14 protein-coding genes are annotated in these 18,283 nt (G+C 60.0%); 10 read left to right on the forward strand and 4 right to left on the reverse strand.

Annotation, left to right across the window (positions count from 1 at the left end; translation table 11 throughout):
- Positions 1 to 82: 82 nt before the first annotated feature.
- Both V9K93_RS11790 and V9K93_RS11795 read right to left on the reverse strand, forming a co-directional pair.
- On the reverse strand, positions 83 to 3,430 hold the full coding sequence (locus tag V9K93_RS11790) for an XVIPCD domain-containing protein (RefSeq protein ID WP_337302595.1): 3,348 nt from the start codon (positions 3,428 to 3,430) through the stop codon (positions 83 to 85).
- Between the two features lie 37 nt (positions 3,431 to 3,467).
- Complete coding sequence (locus V9K93_RS11795; protein ID WP_046984445.1) at positions 3,468 to 4,106, reverse strand: DUF1629 domain-containing protein; 639 nt, start codon at positions 4,104 to 4,106, stop codon at positions 3,468 to 3,470.
- A 167-nt stretch (positions 4,107 to 4,273) separates the two neighbouring features.
- Between V9K93_RS11795 and V9K93_RS11800 the strand changes: the two genes are divergently transcribed.
- The 8 genes from V9K93_RS11800 to V9K93_RS11835 all read left to right on the forward strand — a co-directional run bounded on the left by V9K93_RS11800 (position 4,274) and on the right by V9K93_RS11835 (position 10,821).
- Complete coding sequence (locus V9K93_RS11800; protein WP_197633195.1) at positions 4,274 to 4,456, forward strand: hypothetical protein; 183 nt, start codon at positions 4,274 to 4,276, stop codon at positions 4,454 to 4,456.
- A 91-nt stretch (positions 4,457 to 4,547) separates the two neighbouring features.
- Positions 4,548 to 4,973: a TonB family protein gene (locus tag V9K93_RS11805; protein ID WP_046984447.1), complete on the forward strand. Its 426-nt coding sequence runs from the start codon at positions 4,548 to 4,550 to the stop codon at positions 4,971 to 4,973.
- A 453-nt stretch (positions 4,974 to 5,426) separates the two neighbouring features.
- Positions 5,427 to 5,795 (forward strand): hypothetical protein, encoded by a 369-nt coding sequence (locus V9K93_RS11810; RefSeq protein WP_337302596.1) that lies wholly within the window; start codon positions 5,427 to 5,429, stop codon positions 5,793 to 5,795.
- Between the two features lie 766 nt (positions 5,796 to 6,561).
- Entirely contained in the window at positions 6,562 to 7,173 is a 612-nt protein-coding gene (locus tag V9K93_RS11815; protein WP_197697520.1) for an HNH endonuclease, read from the forward strand.
- A gap of 96 nt (positions 7,174 to 7,269) precedes the next feature.
- Positions 7,270 to 7,689, forward strand: a complete 420-nt coding sequence (locus V9K93_RS11820; RefSeq protein ID WP_076738390.1) for a very short patch repair endonuclease — start codon at positions 7,270 to 7,272, stop codon at positions 7,687 to 7,689.
- Positions 7,690 to 7,783: 94 nt separating this feature from the next.
- Positions 7,784 to 8,602, forward strand: coding sequence for a NaeI family type II restriction endonuclease (locus tag V9K93_RS11825; protein ID WP_024957157.1), 819 nt, complete (start codon positions 7,784 to 7,786; stop codon positions 8,600 to 8,602).
- Between the two features lie 402 nt (positions 8,603 to 9,004).
- A complete protein-coding gene (locus V9K93_RS11830; protein ID WP_046984449.1) occupies positions 9,005 to 9,961 on the forward strand; it encodes a DNA cytosine methyltransferase in 957 nt (318 codons plus the stop codon).
- Positions 9,958 to 10,821: an NgoMIV family type II restriction endonuclease gene (locus V9K93_RS11835; protein ID WP_337302597.1), complete on the forward strand. Its 864-nt coding sequence runs from the start codon at positions 9,958 to 9,960 to the stop codon at positions 10,819 to 10,821. The genes V9K93_RS11830 and V9K93_RS11835 overlap by 4 nt, the downstream gene beginning before the upstream one ends.
- Positions 10,822 to 12,248: 1,427 nt before the next feature.
- Here V9K93_RS11835 and V9K93_RS11840 read toward each other — a convergent pair.
- Positions 12,249 to 13,523 carry a hypothetical protein gene (locus V9K93_RS11840; protein ID WP_337302598.1) on the reverse strand — a complete coding sequence of 425 codons (1,275 nt, stop codon included), beginning with the start codon at positions 13,521 to 13,523 and terminating at the stop codon, positions 12,249 to 12,251.
- Positions 13,524 to 13,615: 92 nt separating this feature from the next.
- Positions 13,616 to 16,303 (reverse strand): pyruvate dehydrogenase (acetyl-transferring), homodimeric type, encoded by a 2,688-nt coding sequence (gene aceE / locus V9K93_RS11845; RefSeq protein ID WP_337302599.1) that lies wholly within the window; start codon positions 16,301 to 16,303, stop codon positions 13,616 to 13,618.
- Between the two features lie 545 nt (positions 16,304 to 16,848).
- Here aceE and V9K93_RS11850 point away from each other — a divergent pair.
- Together V9K93_RS11850 and V9K93_RS11855 are read left to right on the forward strand one after the other, a co-directional pair.
- Positions 16,849 to 17,409, forward strand: coding sequence for a PadR family transcriptional regulator (locus V9K93_RS11850; RefSeq protein WP_136639541.1), 561 nt, complete (start codon positions 16,849 to 16,851; stop codon positions 17,407 to 17,409).
- A gap of 59 nt (positions 17,410 to 17,468) precedes the next feature.
- Complete coding sequence (locus tag V9K93_RS11855) at positions 17,469 to 18,266, forward strand: siderophore-interacting protein (RefSeq protein ID WP_253079207.1); 798 nt, start codon at positions 17,469 to 17,471, stop codon at positions 18,264 to 18,266.
- The last annotated feature ends 17 nt before the right edge of the window (positions 18,267 to 18,283 follow it).

Genomic DNA, 18,283 nt, shown 5'->3' on the forward strand with positions numbered 1-18,283 from the left:
GAGCTTCGGCCCCGCGCGCAACGCACGCGCGTAACGCCCTATCGGCAGCATCCACCTGAACTTGAGTGCACGTTCCATCGAATCACATACTCGCCGCACGAATCTGTATATCGTGCTGCACCCGTTGGTCTTCCAGCTGCTGATCCATCTGATTTGCAAGCGCGCGCTGATGCGCTTCACGGCTGACAGAGTCGAACTGCTGCAGTGACTCCTCCACCGGTGTCTGCGCCGCCATCTCGGTCGGAATCGCAGCGCGCTGATGGGCCGGATTGCTCGGCTCGCCCTGCACCACGAACAGCGTGTGCCCGGCAGAGTGCTCGTGCGTAGCGTTGCTCACCAGCACATGGTCCACCCGTTCCAGGTCGTTGTCCTTGGCCAGTACCAGAAGGCTGGCGGTCATGCGTTCGCTGACTTCATCGAAGCTGCGGCCGTGCTTGGCGTCCAGCGCTTCCACGCCCTCGCGGATCTGCTGATACAGCGCATGGTCGGGGTGACCGGGCTGCGTGGGGTCCTGCAGCGCCCGGTTCGGGCCCGAAGCCTCATCCGGTTCCGGTGCGAACGCGGCCGGTTCATGGCTTGGCGCCGTCTTAGGCTCGGCAGGAACAGTGACAGCCGCAGTGACTGGCTCGTGGTCACCCAACGGAGCCGGTTCGGGCTCTGGCACGTGTTGCGCCACTTCCTGCTCCAAAGGCCACGGATCGCGCGCAGGCTCAGCAGGCAGCGGCTCCTTGAAGGGCACCGGCTCGACCTCCTGCACTGCCATGTCCTGCTTTGGAGTGGGAGCAACCGCAGGTGCGGCCATCTGCTCCGGATCCGGTACCTGCTCTGTGCGCTGCGTGGGCACCGCCCGCGTTGCCGCTGCCAGAGGCGCGGCAGCGTGTGGCGTCGCGCGCTCAGGTGCGGCCGGGTGCGCCTGCATAGGCTCGGTGGGCTCCGGCGTCTGTGAGGCAGTACGGTTTTCGGTGGGCGCCTCGCTGTTTGGATGGGGCTGAGGTTGGGGCTCCGCCTCACGCCGCGGCGGATCGCGCTGCTCGGCGTGCCGCTGAGGCGCGGGCTTGTCCTGTGGCGCGGGCGTAGGTGGTGGTGCGACCGTTGTCGCTGGCGACGATGCCGCAACCGTCGCAGGCGCGATGGGCTGCGCAGTCGCCGGCTCTTCAGGCCGCGCTTCCACGTTCCCGCCCTGCTCCGATGGTTTGTCGCCATGTGCCACCTGCGCGGCCGCTCGTGCAGCCTGCCCTGCATCCACCTGTGCAGCACCTTGCCGATTGGCCTCCTGCAGTGCCTGCCGGTAAGCCTCCTGCTCACCCGCCGACAGCGCGGCAATGCGCAGCTCGGGCGAGTCCGGTAACGGCGCCTGCTCATTGGCACGCGTCCGCACCTCATTCCATGCGGCCTGCAGCTCCTGCGTGCTGGTGGTCGCGACGGCGCGCGCCACGCCATCCTGACCTACCTGGTAATAAGTGATGGGCCGAGAGGCGCCCGCATTGCCCTCGGCTACAGGCCCCAGTTCCTGCAGCGTGGGACCCGTAATGCCGTGCTGCTCGCGCGTGCGCTCCGTGGCCAGCGCAATCGCTTGCTCCCATGCCGGTGACAGCGCAACGCCCGCAGCGTAGTAGCTGTGGCGCAGCTCGTTCTGGTTCACTTCCGCCGCAGACGGCAATGGCCGCGCGTCCAATGCGGCAATGGTCTGGTTGAACTGATCGAGCGACGGCTGCTGGATGGTGCGGGTCAGCTCCAACTCCAGCGCCATGTTGCCCTGCGCGATCTGGCCAGCGTGGTTCCATTGCCCTTGTTCGTCGCGTTGGTAGAGCTGGTTGTCCGAGCCTTGGATGGCATCGGGCCTGGCACGGGCCTGCTCCACCGCTTCCGGCACCAGCGGCACGAAGTCGCTGGCGCGGGTAGCGGCGTAGGTCTCCAGGTAGCTGGCGGCAATGGCGGCCTTGCCGTTGGCGATGTTGTTCTCGATGCGCTGCACCGCCTCGCGATTCAACTCGCTGGCGCGCTCGGGGCTGGCGATCTGCGTCTCATACACACCCCGGTCGTTGGCGCCGGACACGCCAACCTTGACCTGCCGCATCCACTGTTCGGTCTGCGCATCGCGGTGCCAGTTGGGATTGTCCAGACGGCCCTCCCCGTCCCGCGCCGGGATGCTGAAAGGATCCTGTGGCGGCGGCGCCGTGCCCAGCGCCAGCTCTACCGCTTTTACATGGGCATACGCGCCCAGCTCACGGGCCTTCTCGTAACTGGCACCCACACTGCGCTCAGCCGGATTGCCCAGGCCGTCGCCCGCGCTGTCCATGACCGCCTGGCGCTGCCAGTTGAGGCCATTGAACTGCCACGTGACATCGGCTTTGTCGGTCTGCCGGTAGACGGCGCGGTTGTCGAGCAGATCGGCGCCCTTGTCGAACGCCTTGCTCATCAGCAGCGCATCGCCCGCGACGATGGCCGCAGGGACGAAGCTGGACGTGCCGATCACCGATGCCGTGGCCATGCCACCGACCCAGCCACCGCCGTTGCGCGCCAAGGCATGGGTGAGCTCGGACTGGGCGGCGGTCCCGTTGCCTTCTTCCAGCAGCTGCGAGGTTCGGCGGGCGGTGATCACAGCGTCGGCGCCAGAGGCGAGCAGGCCGCCGGAGCGGATCAGTTGGCTGGTGGAGGCTTCGCCGAGGAGGATGCTGGTAGTTGCAAATCCTCGCTGACCTTGCGGAACGCGCAATGGGTCTGCCGCTTCCTTACCCAGAGCATTCTCAACTATCAGGACTCCCTCTGAGGATATGCTCAGCCTGCCACCGTGGTATGCGCTGGAGATTGCCTCCGAAAGGCCTTGACGCTGCAACTCCGCTCCACCTCCACGTGTTAGGGGATTGGGAGATGACTGAACGTGCCGGAGCGTGGCCACTACACGATGCTCCGAATGAGTAACACCCGCCCAGCCGCTATCGATCGGCGTGAAGCTCCTAAGCTGTTGAAGCTGGGGGGCGTTTAACTGGCCATAACGGCCTTCGTTGAAGAAGAAGCTCTGAACTTGTGGCCGAATATCGTCAGGCTTCAGACCATAGGGAGCGTTGGTGTAGAGATCACCATTGATCAAGCCAATCCGTACCGTGTCCCGCAGTGCCTCTACCCGCCCGGAAATCCGCGTCTGTGCGGCAGCGTCTCCGTTGAACGCGGCCACTCCGTCGGGCGTCTGTTCCAGGCGACGCAAACGTTGCAGAAGGCCGATCTGATAGTCGGCGATAGGGCCACCGCTGTGCGGGGTGATTCCCAGCGTTTGAGCGAACGCCGGATCAGCTGGGAGAAAGATCCGATTCTCCGGAGCGTGGATATCAAAATGACCGGTATCGGCGAGCATCCTGAGCAGCGGGCTACGCGCCAGTGTGCGCTGCTCGATGGCGTGATGGTCTTGAAAGTGAGGTCCGTTGCGAGGCATCGATCAGGCTCCTTCCTGCTCAGCAGCTGCAAAGCGGCTAGATATCTGCAGCGTCAATAAACCACATGCCATCGGCATCATTGTCAGTAGCCACGCCAGCGCTTTCCACTGCGTCTTTGAACACGTGGTCGCAAAAGACAGAGGCTGTATAAGGTGTCTTGAAGACGTGCGCCTGGCCGAGCGCGCCACGATCAAACGTCACACTTGCACCACCACCCAGGTCGTAGAACTTCCCGTTGATGAAATCTTCGGAGGTATCAATAAAGAGCTTGGAAGCACCTTCGTCCAACGCATCAACTACCCGGATCACAGTGCACAAGTAGCGGCGGTCGCCTTGGCTGCCATCTTCCAGCCGATAGTCAATCTCCGCAAAGGCAAAGGCGTAAGGATCAACGGAAATCATCACGTCATGTAGTCGTTTCGAGACGAGCCAGTATCCGCTGAATCCCGGCTCCAGATCCCGCGGCGGTGCGCCCATGCTGGGATTGAAAGCCAATCGCGGAACTTCGCGGAGTGGTGGAATGCCCCCCTCCTCTGGTAGCAGGATCATGCGGGGAGGAGACAGCAGACGATCCAGATTCTCGAAGACGACCCCGCATGCAGGGCCGCTGATTGCACCGGCCTCAAGGAGAAAGAACTCCCCCTTCCGGGGGTGATTAGCTGAGGTCGAATCCATGCGCTATCTCCATCTCATTCTGAGTCCTGCACTGGGCACAGCTTACCGGTCACCGGTCACGGATCAAACACTCACACTCCAAAGAAGCGTACTGAATGGGCATGCTCCCTTGTAACCCGGTCGGCAGCAGCCGGTAATCGGATTACAACGAAATCCATTACAGGTAGATCACCCGTCCAATAGGGGCCCTTCGCTTGGTCGCCATCGACCATAGCGATGCCGGCATGGATGAGTACCTGCTGGGCTGCTACGCAGACCTCCCACCGCGCGAGGCAGCGCTGGCGTTCGGCAGCGACTACGACCTGGAACGCGACGATGCGCTGTGGCCACGGCCGGGTGTGCCTGTGTGAACCGTGCAGCCGTCCGGCGCGCCGGCATTCAAGGCAAGCCATGCCAAGGGATGGCCGCTATGCTGGCAGCGCACCGGAATGGAAACCACGTATGCCCCGCTTCAACACCGCCCTGGCACTGAACCTCGCCCTGATGCTGCTGGGCGCTACACCTGCCATGGCCATGGCGGCAGACCCGCAGGTTTCCACTGAAGTGTTCGTAGAGCGCGGTGACAACCCTACCTTCGAGCTGCAGCAGGCGCCTGCCGTTGTGTATTCAACGGTCCCTGCCACGCCGCCCGATACCGTGCTGCAGGTTCCCATGCCGGTGTTGTTGGTTGCTCAACTGGATGAGCTGGGCCACGTTTCCAACGTGATGGTGGTGCGGTCCAGCGGACTGCGGGAGATTGATCGTGCGGCCTTTACCGCAGTGGACCAGTGGCGCTTTGAACCGGTTGTGGTTGAGGGCGTCGCGCGGCATGCGCGGGTTCGGGTGCGTCTGACCTTCGTGCCTACGGCCGAGGCGCCGCCCGGCTGAACTGCTGGTCCAATCTGTCGCGATTGGCCCTAGGCCATGGCCCAGGCTGCGGGCATTCCTGCGCTTGGAGCCAATAACGCCAAGCCCTTCAAGACCGTTGCGGCGCAATCGCTTGCTGGCTTAACACCGTGTGTGACAATGCCGAAAGCGTCAGGACTGGCAATCGCCGGTTCTGCAGTTTCTTGGCATTTGGCAGCTGCGCGGGTATCTCTCGGCGTGCCACCGAAAAAGGGTGGCGCGGGCGTCGAAAACCCGTTTTTCAGAGTCAAGTGTTTACGCTTGTCAGCCGGCGTCACCTCTGTGTGGCGCCGGCTGGCAATCCGTTCGCGTTCCATGGCGGGCGGTGCGTGGGGGCCTTCGGGTCCGCCGACTGACTCTGATCGGTTTTCGAGCCACGCATCGTCCGCCGCCTTTACTGGTGGCGCTGCTGTCTGTCCTGTACGGAGCATTGCCATGAACACATCGGACTTCCGTCCCCTGCACGCGCAGTACGATCCGGACAACGCCGAACCCGAGCGCGAACCGTCTGCCGACCCCAACGCCTTCGTCGCCACGCTGCACCGCATCGGCACCGGTGCGGCTGCGGACGGCCAGCCTTGGCCGGAGCGGCATCAACTGCCTGGGCGCTGTCTTCAGCTGGCGGATGCGGATTGCGCGCTGGCGGGGCTGCGCGTGGTGGCGGAGCTGATGCTGGCTGCGGAGCGGACGCGGCAGAATGGCGCGCCCGAGGAGTACCTGGGCGATCGGGTTATGGAAGGGTTGAAGATGGCGTGTGTGGCGTTGACTGCGCAGGTGACTGAGCGGTTGCAGGAGCGGGAGTAGCGCCCAAGGCTTGAGCCTTAAGCAATGGGCTGCAGGCTATCGTCGCGGCCCCATTATCCGTTCGCCTCTGATCTGCAGGACTTCCAATGAAGTCTCTGACGTACGCAGTACTGTGCTTAGCAGCGCTGATTGGTTCAGCGCTCGCCCACTTCCACTTGCCAAAAGGCGATTTGGAGCTGAAGACTTACCCCAAGGTCTCGGCTACCGAATTTGCTGTCATGCGCGAGGAAGCCCTAAGCCTAGCGGCTGAAGATGCAACGCTCGGTGCCGGACGCTTTGAAGCAAGGTACTTCGAACTCACTTGCCGAGGTGAGCCCGCTCTGCTGGTGGACAACTCCTCATCACAGTTGCTCATCCTAGGCTTCATAGGCCGAGCCAGTGAGACGGCTTGCGTTCAACCTCTACTCCAGCGCTGGAGTAGCCGACTACTTCCGGCCGATTAGGGCTTTGCAACCGAACTCCACATACTGGATGCATCGACGGGCCTGAACAGTCTGCGGTTTGCGCTGACACACTACGCTCCTCCGCCTCAAGCCATTAGCGGCTCATTGCGTCGTTTACGGCATACTTTCCCCAGGAGCGCCACGCGCGGTCGAGGACAGGGAAGGGTGTGAGCAGGTGGACTGACGACGAATTGGCTGCTGCCGTTGAGGCGTATCGCCAAATGGAGGCCCGACTTGCTAGTGGATCAGCCCTTGAGAAGGCAAGGGTCTATCGGGAACTGGCAACCCGCCACGGACGCACGCCCAAGGCGTGGGAATACCGCATGCAGAACATCTCCCATGTTCTAGATCAGGCAGGCAAACCTTGGCTACCCGGGCTTCTCCCAGCATCGAACGTGGGTGCGAGGGTTGAGCCGAAACTTGCCATGCTCCTCGGGCTTTCCTGTGAGACGCTCACGTCGGTCTCTGGTCCTACAAAGGGACTGTTGGAGCAGGAGGCCAAAGCGGCGGAGGCATCTGGTAGTTTCTCCCCAACAGACGAGGTGGACGAGAGGCAACGTGTGCTGGCAGCTATCGTTCGGCGCCGCGGGCAGCCTGCCTTCCGCAAGGCACTGCTGGACGCATACGGCGGCTGCTGTGCTATGACGGGATGCGATGTGGTCGATGCGCTCGAGGCGGCCCACATCCAGCCCTACTCAGGCCTAAAGAGCAACGATGTCAGGAACGGTCTTTTGCTCCGTGCCGATGTGCACACTCTGTTTGATTTGTATCTGATAGCCATCAACCCCGGTTCTCTGCGGATCGCCGTGGCGCCTGCTCTCCAGCAATCAACCTACTTCGAGTTGGATGGCCGTGAGTTGAGCATTCCCATGCCGTCTGAGCTGTCAGCCTGCCAGGAATCAATCAGTTGGCATCGATCGCAGTGCCAGTGGTAGGAAGCAGTGCGGGACCAATGGAACGTTCACTTGCTATCTACCGAGAGCTGAAATAAGCGAGAGTGTGCTTTATCTCAGAAGACCCGAGGCAGGACGATGCCCGACATTCTTAGCCCTGAAGCACGAAGCGAACGAATGTCCAGGATTCGCAGCTCAGATACCAAACCTGAGCTGTGGCTACGCAAAGCTATGCATGCTCGAGGTTTTCGGTATGTGCTGGGAGGAAGCGGGCTTCCTGGACGACCAGATATCGTGCTACCGAAGTACAGAACCGTCATCTTCGTGCATGGCTGCTTCTGGCATCTGCACAGTTGCTTGAACGGAAGGAGACCGGGAACTAACGCGCGCTACTGGTCACCCAAGCTGGAAGCGAATGTCCGGCGCGACCGTAGGTCAGCGCGCCGCTTAAGGGCCGCAGGCTGGAAGGTGATTACTGTTTGGGAGTGCAAGATCAAGCGGGAAGCGGATCGAGCCCGAGAGATCGATCGCATAGTCAGATTGTTGCGGCCCGACTGACACCTCAGGATCACGAGAATTGGGCAGCGGCTAACTATGGGCCGGACACGACATAACCTTACGTAAATTGCCCACATTGTGATAGAAGGGTTCAATGAATGGCCTTTTTTCACAAGTTCCTCAGCTGGATGACCCCGCTTTAGAGCAGGTTGCGGCTGCTCTCTCACGCGACCCTGCTCTGCTGAGCAAAGTGGGGCAAGCGCTCCGCACGGCGTTCGACGAAGTGATTGACGCGCCCCGTACGGGGCGATTTTGCATTGATCAGCTAGAGAAAACAGAAAAGACTTACATCGGCACAAAGGTCGAGATCCTGCTCCGCAAAGCCTTGGCCCTGGAGCGAGGAGTCTTATTGGACAATCTAATTGCCGGCCACGAGGTTGATACCAAATTCACTGTCAAGAACGATTGGATGATCCCGCAGGAGGCGGTTGGGCAGCTTTGCATGCTTGTCCGCGCGGACGATGTGAAGGGGCTTTGCTGGCTCGGCCTGTTGAGAATGACCCCGGCAGTACTGACCAATGGCCAGAACAGAGACGGGAAGAAGTCCATCTCCGCTGCCGGTAAGGCGCAGATTCGATGGCTTGTAGAAGGTCCGATGCCCAGGAACTTCATGCTGGATCTCCCTGAAGTGGTGCGCTCGGCAATCTTGGCCCAGCCTAGTGGGCGGCAGCGAGTGCGCGCGCTCTTCACCATGGCCACGGGCCTTCTCATCCCACGGGACGTCATCGAACAGTTAGCACAGCAAAGGGATGCAGTGAAGCGGGCTCGCGAGATGAAGGAAACGCTGGGGAGGGAGGGCTACCAGGTCCTTTGTGCCACCTATCTCGCGGACCGCGAGATCATGATCGCCCACGGCTTCACCCCTGCAGCCAAAGATGAATGGTTGAGCCTCAGGATCTCTGATAGCCCTTAAGGCTTTGCTATAGAGGCTCACAGCCAGCAGCTTCCAGGACTCGGCTGACTGCGTTACGCAATGGGCCAGCCCGGGCCTTGACATCTCGGGGATTTCGGAAGCGATTTGGCGGAATTGACCTGCATGGATGGCCTCCCAAGCGCCCTGAACTCCAAACACTTGCACTAGCGATCAGGCTTGGTACGCTGGCAGTTGCCAGAGAAGGGGAATCCAGGCATCTGGACACGCCACGCACTGTCATGCGGCTTAGGGGCACGCCTGCCCTAGTCTCAGCATCTGATACGGCGCCAGCGTGTACTTGCTGACCCCATCGCCCCCACCCAACACCTGGCGCTCTAAGGAGCTCGCGCTGTAGCCAGCGCGACACCCTCCTGCCGGGCTCCTTTCTGATCTGAGATCTACATGAGTCAATTCACCTCCCTTGAGATGTGCGCCGGTGCTGGCGGACAAGGCCTTGGCCTAGAGATGGCCGGCTTCGACCACTCTGCGCTCGTGGAATGGGAGCCGGCCGCATGCCAGACGCTCCGCTTGAACCGCCCGAGCTGGAACGTGATTGAGGGTGACCTTCGCGACTTCGACGCATCCCCATACAAGGGTGTGGATCTCGTTGCCGGCGGCGTGCCTTGCCCTCCTTTCTCTAAGGCAGGAAAGCAGCTGGGCGCCGACGACGAGCGCGACCTTTTTCCTGAAGCCATTCGAATTGTTGATCAGGTAAGGCCTCAAGCAATCATGCTCGAAAATGTTCGCGGCCTGCTCGACCCCAAGTTCGATGATTACCGGAAGGGCGTAGAGAAGGAGCTCAAGAAACTCGGATACTTGGGCGATTGGCGACTTCTGCACGCATCCGACTACGGCGTCTCCCAGCTTCGGCCGCGCGTGATATTTGTCGGCATGAAGAAGGAGCTTGCTCCGGCATTCTCATGGCCAGAAGCACTGAAAGAGCCCCCAAAGACGGTAGGTCAGCTCCTGCATGACTTGATGGGCGCGCGAGGCTGGGATCAAGTTGATGCATGGAGGGAAGGTGCCAACGCGATCGCGCCGACTCTCGTCGGTGGATCCAAGAAGCATGGCGGCCCTGACCTTGGGCCAACCCGCGCCAAGAAGGCATGGGCAGCTCTAGGTGTCGATGGCATGGGGCTTTGGGACCAGGCCCCTGAAGCAGATTTTGACGGTATGCCCCGGCTTACCCCACGAATGACGGCTCGAATCCAAGGTTTCCCTGACAGTTGGGAGTTTGCAGGGCGAAAGACCGCGGCCTACAGGCAGATCGGCAACGCGTTCCCTCCCCCCGTGGCTGCGGCTGTGGCTGCTCGTATTTGCGATGCTCTTTCACAGCCGCGCATTTTCAAAGTGGCATGAGCGTAGAAGCCCTCTTCCTTTCAGAACGAAAGAAGTTTCACGCCTCGCTTCTCGAGAACACGCTCACTATTGACAAAAATGGAATCCACTCCAACGCCGACAAAGATAGTCGCGTAAGCAGAGAAATTGCCAAGCATATAGCCGCTCAACTTTGCGTCGAGGTAATGAGCGAACGAGCAGCCGCGCAAACTTCCGGCAGCAATTTTGAGGGCGCTTGCGCAAGCTTTGTTCGCAACACGTTTGGCCAGCTTGATCACATCAGGCCGGGTGACTGGCTTATCCAACAGGTGGGCGGCAGAAACAGGCGATTGATTGCAAACTTTGACCAATATGCACATCTCGCCGCTCTTGATCGAGCAGCCAAGGGCAATCGGGAGTTGGCAGCAGCGTTAGGGAACGACTACACGATCACCCCTGACATCATAGTTTCGCGCAGCCTGATTGATGACCAATTTATAAATTCTAGTAGCCTCATTGTCGACTCGTCCACTGCACAGCAAGCCTCCCTGAGAAGCTCCAATGGAGGCCTACCAATATTGCATGCGAGCATTTCCTGCAAGTGGACGCTGCGTAGTGACAGAGCTCAGAATGCGCGCTCCGAAGCACTTAATCTCATAAGGAACCGCAAAGGAAGATTGCCGCATGCGGTAGTGGTAACTGCAGAGCCTAGTCCCAGCCGAATTGCATCAATCGCACTCGGCACAGGAGATATAGACTGCACCTATCATTTTGCCCTGAATGAACTAAAACTTGCAGTCGAGGATTTGGATTTTCCCGATGCAAAAGAAATGCTGGACATCTTGATCGAAGGGAAGCGACTACGAGATATTTCGGACTTGCCTTTAGATCTGGCCGTTTGAATTGATGGACTGCAAGAATGCGGCGCAGAGGTCGCGATATTCGATCTTCCAACTTGCCAAAGATCGGAGTTGCCTGAGACCGAGTTTTAGTTGGACTTAAGCTACAAATCGACAGAAAACCGAGCAGAATACCCGGATTGAATTCGGCAAGTAGCTTTGAGCGCTGTGATCGGCGCCTTCCAGTTCAGACATGCCAAAGTGCTCATGAAGCCCTGACCGGCGACGGAAGAGCATGTACCGTTGATCCGAGTTGGTAAGCTAGGCTTTTATCCGCCGGAGCTGGTTAACGGCGCGTACATCGGACCAATTTTAGGCCAAATAATTTCTGCACATCGCGCTCAGCGTGTTAGAAGACGCGCCCCTACCTCTTTACCCAGGTCTCGGGGAAGACCGCATGCGAGAACTAAGTAATCGACTAGGCCCACCGAGAATTGCTTCGCTCGCGGCGCACCAGAAACAAAGGAAGCCATTTCAGCGTCCAACCTCGAATCAGCAGATCCTGCTTCTCGGAAAGCCACCTCTCGACAGAAGTGAGCACACTTGAATGTTTCTTGTGGTGCATCAACCACAAGACCAAAATACGAGACCAACCTATCCCAAGCTGGAAAATCAACAACTGCTGCACTCTCAGGCCCAGAACGATCCTTCTGTAGCTGCTGCCGCAACTTGTACGAGTCTCGCCCCCCCCAAAGATACAGACGAAGTATTTTTTCGAACTCATCTTTACTCATACCAGGAAGGTAAAATCTTCTTGCATCTCGCGCGAGCGAGGTCCACAGCACCATCAATGACGCCACTAGATCAAGGAATATCACTATGTGTGCATCCTTGCGCGGATCAAAGTTCCCACGCTGCGATCGGAGCTCGGCAATTATCCGCCTAAAGACTGAGGCTGGCGAAGAAGCCAGAGGAACTACGTTTCTCACTAGTGTTCGCAGCTCGACAGACCATGCATTCTTTGAATAGCATTCATCTACATTGTTCCATCGTCCAATTGACGACTGATAGAAAGACTCGCGTGGAAAAGCGATATCCAAAGTTCTTCCAACAGATATAAATGAGTCTTCCGTGTGGAGATCAACATCAATGCTAAGGGAGGATAGACGATGATTACTAACGGCCTTGCCTTTCAAAAGGACGTATCCGTGATCACATGCCGTATAGGTCATCACCCCCCTGGCCCAGAACGCTCGATTTATTGCACTGAGCTTAGATCCGGTCTTGCAATCAAATAGGACGCGCCGCAGGTCACCATCGCTTATGAACTCCAGACCAAGAACGTCCAAATCGGTGAGAACTTCAAGCGAATCACTTATATCCGAGAAGCTAGGAACGAGCACTTCGGGAAATGGAATCATCCCCCTAGCAAGGCAATATTTTATTGCCAGTTCCTTTTGAAACCTATCCTTATCTAGATTTCCCATTAATTAACTCAACTTTAGCAGAAGCTGTTCAAATTCATACGTTGCCTGCGGATCAGCAACTTGCAACTGCCTTTTCTTTATTTCCGACGCGGAAATGAGAGACTGAATGTACTCTTCACCCTTGCCGAGAGCAATCCTTGCATCGTTATTTACCTCCATATCCGCAAGCTGACCCGTCCGGAGAAGCGATATGGCCAGATTCAATGCAGCATCATTTTCGGGGGTTTTATTAAGGCACAACTGCCACATATTTTGTGCAGTCTGCTTTAAATACGCCACCTTAAGAACCACCAGATTTTGGTACTGGTGACGAGCCTCAGAATTGGAGCCTACGAAACCCTTATCTCGCAAAACCTCGAGAATGCGGACTGGGGAGTGAATCTTAAATCGATCCGCCAGGAGCTGCCCTTTTCTAACTGCCGAGATAAGGGCCATGGCACGTTCATAAACCTCTCTGTTTGATGCATTCAAGCGAGTAGCGCCGGGCCTTGGCGTGAATAGAAAGGACTCACTTTTCACACCAAATTTTATTGTTGGAGGCCTAATTATGCCTTCACCCGCCATTTTATCGACAAGTACTCGCTCAGTTTGAGTAAGCTTAGACCCACCGATCTCCCCCGAAGCGCGCACTACGGAGAGCGGCCAGCCTTGATTTGATTTAACCTTATCAAGCGCACTTTTAATTGATCCGGCGCCGCAGGCGACAGCAGCATCAGCCAATCCATCCAAATTATCCGAGAAATAGAATGGACTAATCAGGATGTCGCGCCCCCGCGCTCGATGCTCGCTAACGATTCCACTCGTTTTTCCGACCACTAGACAGCGATCGATAACCGATTTTTCAGCACCAAGCGAGTTAATGAGCGCATCCTTGTTGATTGGCTCATTCTGCAACCTTCCCAATATATGAATTGTTGCCTGCTCGTGCTCATTCAAGACACACTCACTAGCAGCGTACTGCCCTATTCCTAGGTAGACATCATCAAAAACTGGAATGTTGGGAATAACACTGGAAATTTTTTTCCCGTTCTGGACAAGCTTTACAAACCCTACTTCTTCGAGAATCCTTAAGACTCGCTCCAAAGCTAGGGAAGGTATACCCATGAGATGATCGGAAACCTTCCGCATCACCTCGTATTCGATTTCTCCCAGGCCCTTTATGTGTATAGCCAACGTCCCAGCCATACCGATTAGCCGCAAATCGTCAAACTCAGGAATGAGGCTTGTCGCCAACCCAGAATGTAAGTCGTAGGCTATCTCTGCAAGCTGCTTGCTCACGTCTTCAATCCTTGAACTAGTTCACAATAGTTTTACACGCATTCCCAGCGTCACAACGAAAAAAAGGGGGGACTATGCCCCCCCTTTTTTTTTCAAACCCCAACAGGATTAGCCTTCTCCGGATCAATCTTGTACTGCTTGATCGCCCGGGCCACATCCTTCGCGGTCATCTTCCCGTCCTTCGCCAGCGCCGCAATCGCGGCATGCGCGATGTAGTAACGGTCAACCTCAAAGAACCGACGCAGGTTCGCACGCGTATCCGAACGGCCGAAACCATCGGTACCCAGCACGGTGTACGACATCGGCACGAACGCGCGGATCTGGTCCGCATATGCACGCACGTAGTCGGTGGCGGCAATCGCCGGGCCTTGGCGGCCTTCCAGCAGCTCGGTCACGTAGGCCTTGCGCTGCTCACCTTCCGGATGCAGGCGGTTGGCACGTTCCACGTCGAAACCATCGCGACGCAGTTCGTTGAAGCTCGGGCAGCTCCAGATGTCGGCGGTCACGCCGAAATCCTTGTCCAGCAGCTCGGCCGCGGCAATGGCTTCGCGCAGGATCGTGCCCGAACCCAGCAGCTGCACGCGCAGCTCGCCCTTCTTCGGCTTGCCGGCGTCGGTCAGCAGGTACATGCCCTTGACGATGCCTTCGGCCGCGCCTTCCGGCATTTCCGGGTGGGTGTAGTTCTCGTTCATCAGGGTGACGTAGTAATACTCGTCCACCTGGTCTTCCATCATGCGCTTGGTGCCGTGCTGCAGTACCACGGTCACTTCGAAGCCGAAGGTCGGGTCGTAGCTGCGCACGTTCGGAATGCCACCGGCCACCAGATGGCTGAAGCCATCTTCGTGCTGCAGGCCTTCACCGTTCAGCGTGGTGCGGCCGGCGGTGCCACCCAGCAGGAAGCCGCGGGTACGCATGTCCGCTGCCTGCCAGGCAATGTCGCCCACGCGCTGGAAGCCGAACATCGAGTAGTAGATGTAGAACGGCAGCATCGGCACGTTGCTGACCGAGTAGCTGGTACCGGCGGCCATCCACGAGCTGATCGCACCCGGCTCGCTGATGCCCTGCTGCAGCACCTGGCCGCTCTGGTCTTCGCGGTAGAACATCAGCTGGTCGGCGTCGACCGGCTTGTACTTCTGGCCGAACGGCGCGTAGATGCCGATCTGGCGGAACAGGCCTTCCATACCGAAGGTACGGGCTTCGTCGGCCACGATCGGCACGATGTGCGGGCCCAGTTCCTTGTCGCGCAGGGTGATGTTCAGGCTCTGCACGAACGCCATGGTGGTGGAGTAGCTGCGCTCGCCGCTGCTCTTCAGCAGGCGCTCGTAGGCTTCCAGCTTCGGCGCCACGAAGGTCTTGTCGGCCTTGCGGCGGCGCTGCGGCAGGTAACCGCCCAGCGCGGCACGGCGTTCCTGCAGGTACTGCACTTCCGGCGAATCCGGGCCCGGGTGGTAGAACGGCACCTGGCCGTCGGCCAGCTGCGCGTCAGTTACCGGAATGTTGAAGCGGTCGCGGAAGTGGCGCACCGCTTCGTCGTCCAGCTTCTTGGTCTGGTGGGTCGGGTTCAGTGCCTCACCGGCGCTGCCCATGCCGTAACCCTTCACGGTCTTGGCCAGGATGACGGTCGGCATGCCCTTGGTGTTCACGGCCTGGTGGTAGGCGGCGTACACCTTGTGCGGGTCGTGGCCACCACGGTTCAGGCGCCAGATGTCGTCGTCGCTCAGGCCGGCGACCATCGCAGCGGTTTCCGGGTACTTGCCGAAGAAATGCTCGCGGGTATACGCGCCGCCGAAGGCCTTGCAGTTCTGGTATTCGCCGTCGACGGTTTCCATCATCAGCTTCTTCAGGACGCCGTCGCTGTCCTTGGCCAGCAGGGCATCCCAGTAACCGCCCCACAGCAGCTTGATCACGTTCCAGCCGCCGCCACGGAACACGCCTTCCAGTTCCTGGATGATCTTGCCGTTGCCGCGCACCGGGCCGTCCAGGCGCTGCAGGTTGCAGTTCACCACGAAGATCAGGTTGTCCAGGCCTTCACGGCCGGCCAGGGCGATGGCACCCAGGGTTTCCGGCTCGTCGCTCTCGCCGTCGCCGATGAAGCACCACACCTTGCGGTCGGACTTCTCGATCAGGCCACGGTTTTCCAGGTAGCGCATGAACTGCGCCTGGTAGATGGCGGCCAGCGGGCCCAGGCCCATCGACACGGTCGGGGTCTGCCAGTATTCCGGCATCAGCCACGGGTGCGGGTACGAGGACAGGCCACCGCCGTCCACTTCCATGCGGAACTTGTCCAGCTGCTCTTCGCTGATGCGGCCTTCCAGGAAGGAACGCGCGTAGATGCCCGGGGCGCTGTGGCCCTGGATGAACAGCAGGTCGCCCGGGTGGTTTTCGCTCGGGGCGCGCCAGAAGTGGTTGAAGCCCACGTCGTACAGGGTGGCGCCGGAGGCGAACGAGGCGATGTGGCCGCCCAGGTCACCCGGCTTGCGGTTGGCGCGGACCACGGTGGCCATCGCGTTCCAGCGGATGATCGAACGGATGCGCCATTCCAGCTCGGCATTGCCCGGGCTCTTGGCCTCGAGCTGCGGCTCGATGGTGTTGACGTACTCGGTGGTGGGAGAGAACGGCAGGTAGGCGCCCGAACGACGGGTCAGTTCCACCATGCCTTCCAGCAGCTGATGCGCGCGCTCGGAGCCCTCGACATCAATAACGGCCTTCAACGACTCGATCCACTCCTGGGTTTCCACAGGATTCGGGTCGTTGTTCAGCACCTCGTTCAACCAGTTCATTAGCGCTCCCATAACCGCACGCACGCGCGCGACTGTTGTATAGATTTCTAGACCGCAAAGTGTAGCGCACCAAGGGCTTTCGTCACTTGGCTACGCAGGCGTATGGATGCAACCGGCCAGTGTCCGCAAGGGGCTTGCCAGGCGGTGCGAGGGCGCATTGGCGGGGCTTGGCGGCCGCGCAGGGTGTCGCTTCCGGACCGCTGCGCCCATGCGCAGGACGCAGTGTTACCGCTGCCGATGACGGTTGTAGGGCAACGTGGCCAACCTGCTCGCGAGTGCCCCGGCGCTGGCGCTGAACCGGCGACAACGTGTCGCACCCGCCTCTGGATCGGCGCTGGCGTTGGGCCCAGGGTAGACCGTGAGTGAGGGGCCTGGCCGCCCCGCTCCCTTCCACAGCATCGCCGGGGCGCCTCGCAGGGGGCGCCCCTTTTGCTGTGCACGCGGCCGGCCGTGGCCCAAAACGGACCTGCTTGTGGCCGGATCGATGATTGTCGGCTTCGATATATCGATATATCGTTTGCACACTCGTTTACCGATATATCGAAATGAGCCGTACCGCTTCTCCCAGAGCCCGTTCCACCGATCCGGCGGTGCCGCGCCGCAACGGCCAGCCGCGGGTGCTCAGCCGCGGCGACCTGCGCCTGCTGGTGCTGGCCCTGATCGGCGAGCAGCCGCGCCATGGCTACGAGCTGATGCAGCTGATCAGCAACCAGTTCATGCAGGCCTACACGCCCAGCGCTGGCACCATGTACCCGCTGCTGGCCAGCTTCGAGCAGGCCGGCTGGATCGAGGCCGAGGAAGTGGATGGCAAGCGGATCTTCCGAATCACCACCGCCGGCGAGTTCGAGCTGAAGGTGCAGCGCACCCAGGTGCGGCTGGCGCAGCGACGCGCCTTCGACCGTGCCCGCGAGATCACCAAGGCCTCGCTGCCGCCGCCGCTGGCCGGTGCCCTTCGCGAGTTCAAGCGGGCGCTGGTGCACCACCACGGTCGCTGGGCCGAGGGCGAGGCGGAAGAAGTAGCGGCGCTGCTGACGCGGGCGTCTGCCCTGCTCAATGGTACGGCCGGTAGCGAGACCCAATCCTTTTCAACGACCCAGCCAGACTGAATCCAGCCAGGTCGCTCCCATGCCGCGCGCCCCCGCGCGACACCTTTACAGGTATCCCCATGACCGAACACAACAACACGCGCCTGCGCCTGGATGTGCGCTTCCGTGAACTTACCGTGCTGCGCACCGAAGAGGTCACCCCGCACATGCGTCGCGTGGTGCTGGGTGGCGACGATCTGGCCGGCTTCGATTCGCCCGGCGCCGACGACCACATCAAGCTGTTCTTCCCCAACAGCAGCGGCGAGATGGTGCTGCCGGTGCTGACCGCCGAAGGCCGCAGCTACCCGGACGGCAAGGAGCCCTCGCCGGCCCGCGACTACACCCCGCGCTGGTGGGACCATGAAACCGGCGAGCTGGCCATCGACTTCGTGCTGCACGACCAGGGCATTGCCGGGCCGTGGGCCGAGCAGGCGCAGGCTGGCGACGTGCTGGTGATCGGCGGCCCGCGCGGCTCGTTCGTGGTGGCCGACAGCTACGACGCCTATGTGCTGATCGGCGATGAAACCGCGCTGCCGGCCATCGCCCGCTGGCTGGACGTGCTGCCGGACGGCGCCGAAGTGCAGGCCTTCATTGAAGTGAGCGACGAGGCCGAACGCCAGGACCTGCCGCAGTACGAGAACGTGCGCATCCACTGGCTGGAGCGCAACGGCTTCCCGGCGGCCAGCAGCACGCTGCTGGAAGACATGCTGACCGACTTCGAGGCACCGGACGGCGATGTCTTCTACTGGATCGCCACCGAATCGCGCCGCGCCCGCATGATGCGCAAGTTCATCGAAGGGCATCTTGGCGTGCCGCGCGACTGGATCCGTTCCACCGGCTACTGGAAGGCCCACCCGGACGAAACCGACGGCGATTGAGCAAAAGACGGTAGATG

The sequence above is a fragment of the Stenotrophomonas sp. CCNWLW162 genome, from assembly GCF_037203745.1.
GTDB lineage: Bacteria > Pseudomonadota > Gammaproteobacteria > Xanthomonadales > Xanthomonadaceae > Stenotrophomonas > Stenotrophomonas maltophilia_AQ.